Annotated in this window: 3 protein-coding genes and 2 pseudogenes; 3 read left to right on the forward strand and 2 right to left on the reverse strand. The window is 49.2% G+C overall.

From position 1 onward, the window contains the following. Positions 1-718, forward strand: a 718-nt coding sequence (locus AD670_RS02945; RefSeq protein WP_256243854.1) for a colicin-like pore-forming protein, incomplete at its 5' end; no start/stop codon positions are given. 23 nt (positions 719-741) lie between these two features. On the opposite strand, the gene AD670_RS32180 is transcribed toward AD670_RS02945, so the two are convergent. After that, entirely contained in the window at positions 742-1,080 is a 339-nt protein-coding gene (locus AD670_RS32180) for a colicin E1 family microcin immunity protein (RefSeq protein ID WP_141155649.1), read from the reverse strand. Between the two features lie 256 nt (positions 1,081-1,336). Between AD670_RS32180 and AD670_RS31825 the strand changes: the two are divergent. Then, a pseudogene (locus AD670_RS31825) lies at positions 1,337-1,641 on the forward strand (tyrosine-type recombinase/integrase); the annotation flags it as partial. A gap of 131 nt (positions 1,642-1,772) precedes the next feature. On the opposite strand, the pseudogene AD670_RS02950 reads toward AD670_RS31825, so the two are convergent. Further along, positions 1,773-2,672 (reverse strand): annotated as a pseudogene (locus tag AD670_RS02950) (alpha/beta fold hydrolase). A 1,082-nt stretch (positions 2,673-3,754) separates the two neighbouring features. On the opposite strand from AD670_RS02950, the gene AD670_RS30490 reads away from it, so the two are divergent. Beyond that, positions 3,755-4,133 (forward strand): DUF262 domain-containing protein (locus AD670_RS30490; protein ID WP_218187620.1); only part of this gene is annotated, 379 nt, incomplete at its 3' end.

Genomic DNA, 4,133 nt, shown 5'->3' on the forward strand with positions numbered 1-4,133 from the left:
AACCGCTGCGTATAACTCTTTGATTGTTGCTGAAGAAATTCGAATTCTCACTGATAAATCTAGCGCACTTAGTGCCCTTATTGGTGTTGCTAAAGCTGAAGAAGATGCACGTATCGCTGCTGAAGCTGAAGCGAAGCTATTGGAGGAAGAAAAAGCGAAAGAAGAAGAGGAGTTAAAGGGGGCTATCAAATTCACAGCTGATTTCTACAAAGAAATCAGTGCTAAATACGGCACCCAGATGTCAACGTTAGCTACAGATTTGGCTGAAAACGCCAAGGGTAAAACACTCCGAAGCGCTGACGAAGCTTTGAAAGCTTTCGAGCAATACAAGGATCATCTGGATAAGAAATTCAGTGCTGCAGATCGTGCAGCCATCGTGAATGCTCTGGATTCACTTGACAGTGCTGAGCTGGCAAAAAACCTCAACCTTTTCACCAAAGGGTTTGGTGCAGTAGGAAAGGCATTGGATGTATATGATTTGGTTAATGAGGTGAAGAAAAGCTACGCATCGGGTGATTGGAATAATACTGCACTAAAAGTGGAAACACTTTTTGCTGGCAGTGCAGCTACAGGTCTAATTGCTTTTGCTTTCGGAGTGACCGTCTCCACACCAGTTGGTATCGTAGCTTTTGCGCTAATCATGGCACTTGTCAGTGCTTATATTGATGACGCGCACGTGAAGCAGTTCAATGATGCACTTGATGCAATTCTTCCTTAAAAGATAAGGGGGAAGTGGCCTTTTTAGGCCACTTTTTTTAATGCCATATAAATTAGATAAATCCCAAAAATTGGAACAGCTAAGATCGTACAGGCTACATAAAAGATCGCATACAGGCCATTTTTTCCAGGTGACTCAGCAAATAATCCGGTGCTCCAGAACTCTCGCGTTGTGAAGCGAAGCGCCGTTTTTTCGATTATCATCCGCGAAAAAGGGAATAAAAAAGCACTGCATACACCCAGCGTTAAAAAAATGGGGTTTGTTCTTTCTACGAATGCTTCCCCTCCAAACCAATTGGTAAAGAATAAAATGAAAACTCCTACCGAAATTATCAAGTTCTGGAAGTAATATTTTATATACAAAGTCTGCTCGCGCCTAAAGTCAATTTAGTTTAATAGCTGCCATGCTCGTTTCTAAAATAGCAAATATGGTGACTGGCTATGGGCCATTATCAAAGCCCGATTTTAAATACATTCAGATAACCATCCGCAAGGGCCCCCTAATGTATCGCCATCTATTGCTCGCATCGAGCTCGACTTCTTCACGCAGACACTGAGCTAACGCCAAGAGCATCCTTACAGGGCGAGTCAGCCGGCCGTGAGGTTCCTATGACTGAGTACCGCGTGGAGTACCTGGATACACCAGGCACAACTACGCAGCGAGGACTGCCTTTTTCCTAGTCGGCTACATACCTCAGACCATCTATCCACTCGTCAGTACGCTCGTATCGTCAAAGGCTGGGTGAAAGGCGTGGGCCTTGATCCAGACATGTATGGCACTCACACAATGAGACGTACGAAGGCATCACTAATCCTAAGGGTGGTTTAGTTGCTGCTCGGCCATACGAAGCTGGAGGCACTGTTCGATATCTGGGGATTGAGGTCGATGACGCCCTGGAGATGGCGGAACAGACTGAGGTTTGATCATGCATAGCGACGGTCGAAGTCAGGCCGCCGCTAACCAGCCAACAGCAGACGGTCGGTGACCTGCAAGCACGGCAACGAATCCTGTGCCCTTTTACGGCGACTCATCACTCAAGCAACTCCGTCGCCGTTTACTGGTTCAAGAACCTGATGACAGCACTGGCGAACAGTTCTGGCTGATCAAGCATGATGAAGTGAAAACTGCCGTCAATGCGCCTGAAGCTGATGTGTGGGGTAGAGGCATAGGCGTTACGGAACATTGCATCGACGTGGGCCGCTTCTACGCCGAAAAGCAGATCGTAGGCATAGACGACTTCAACGGGCACCTTGATGCGTCCAAGCTCAGGCCGGAGGTCTGAGACCATCAATTCATACATGGCATCGGCCATAGTCTTTCGGTCCGAGTTTATCCCCGCCGCGACTAGGCCTGGTCTGACCGCTTCAGTTTTAGCGAGACGGGCGATGGAGGCATGTTGCATGGCTTCCGCCTGCTCAGGCGTTGCCGCCAACATTGCATCACGCATCGCAGCAGCATACGGGGCCGCCGTTTCACTGGTCGCGGAGGGATCAAACAGCAAAGTATAAAAGGGCATCGCATCGACAATCATCAGGCGTCCCACTTGATCGGGATGACGAGCACCTAACATCAGTGCCACCTCGCCACCCAACGAATGACCGATGATGACCGGCGACTCGATGCGCTGGCTGCGGATGTATTCAGCGATCGCCTCGACCGTGGACGCGACTACTCTCCCGTCCGGGTCGGATACAGCAGGCGAGCCAGCAAACCCAGCTACCTGTATAAGATGGAGACGGTGGCTGAGGCGTAATCTGGAGGCCAAATCTGCCCATACTTCGTAGGACGACGCAAATCCTGGAATTAAGATGATATCTGCACCCGATCCTTGTACCAGCACGGAGATACCACCCTAGTTCACAGTTCCTGACGGCAGGGGCGCAGGCTGGGCTGGCGATGCAGACAACAGCGCCAGCATGGTGCCGATCCCAGCAAGGATCATTCCTGTACGCATTGAGCTCCCCTTTTCGCACAATGCGTAGTGACATTTACATTGACAGGTAGGCCGCTTAACGGGTCCATAGCCACTCCTTTGACCAAAAAAGTATTGCCACTATACGGAGCCCAACGGCACCAGAAACTATCCCAGCCCGCAATTTTTGGCGTCCGCTTTGGGTCGACTCCCGCCCATAGTGAACGGCAGAGTTCGGTCAAGGTGGACCCGCGAGCTATGCCAGCATATGAAGCATGTCTATGAACATCGGACCTGAGAGATCACGTATCTCTCCGTCGTCAGCAACCAAGCAACCTACAGCGCCAGCGAATGACTCTTGGTCATACGCTGGGATGTCCAAGTTGCAAATGATCCTATAACGGAACAGCCAGCCGCAGGCGACCCGACCGCACAGTTCTACCGTTTGATGATAGCCATCAACGGACAGGGGACGGGCACCGTGGGTCTGCGCAAGGTTATATGCTGCACTGTCGGTAGATTCGCGTTGGGAAGATTCGTTGCTCATACGCACTCGAAATGGCTGGTATAGCAGTCGATTATCTACTCATTTGGTTTGAATGTCTGGGCACCCGCTCTGGGTCGATTACGGTCCTCGCTACAGGCAGAGATCGGCCAAAAGCAGCCGCTCACGAGAGCTCGTTTCGAGCCAAAGCTGCCCTTTGCGGACGGTAGTCGTCGGCCATAAGCGGACGTTTGCAAGCGACCGCTACCGGAGATGTTGAGATAGTGGAAACTATTCTTGACAAGCGTGCTTGGATCAGAACGCCATACCTAACTGTGAATATATAGGCAGTTTGGAGTGCGTTTGAGCTTGCAATGTCATAGTGATATCGACGACTCTTTCGTGTGTTCATCTCTAACATCCCAATTGAGGGGACTGATTCGGAATCAGGCGAGCCTGTGTTCGCTTACACGAGACTCGTCGTGTGTTGAGCAGAGAAAAAGCGCGCTCGCGTGAAGTCTCTGATAGGCAACTGGGTTTTGCTAATGCTACGGCATAGCAGGAAAGAGCGATTTTTCAGTCGCAGGCTGCTACCTTAAACTGCCAAATAATATCCATGTATTCACATAAGGGGGAAAGTATGAACGATTCACCAGATGACAAGATGCTGAGCTTATTTCCGATTGACTATCCGTTTGAAACCTTGGTAAGTAGGATTAAAGCAACACCGGCAAAGCTAAAGCTAGATCCAGAGTTTCAAAGAAAATATAAGTRGGACAAAGATGGCTGGGTGAGATCTTCAAGGTTTATTGAGTCTTGTCTAATGAGAATACCACTACCATCTTGTTATTTTGCTGAAGACGATGATGGTAGGCACATGGTAATAGATGGCCTGCAACGTTTAACCACCATAAGCAAATTCTTTAATGATGAATTTACTCTTGAAGGGTTAACAGTTTTCAAAGATCTCGAGGGGAAGAAATTCTCTGAGCTTGGTTCGCTTCAAACTGAACTGGAGA

Source organism: Pseudomonas sp. MIACH (assembly GCF_001269925.1).
Taxonomy (GTDB): domain Bacteria; phylum Pseudomonadota; class Gammaproteobacteria; order Pseudomonadales; family Pseudomonadaceae; genus Aquipseudomonas.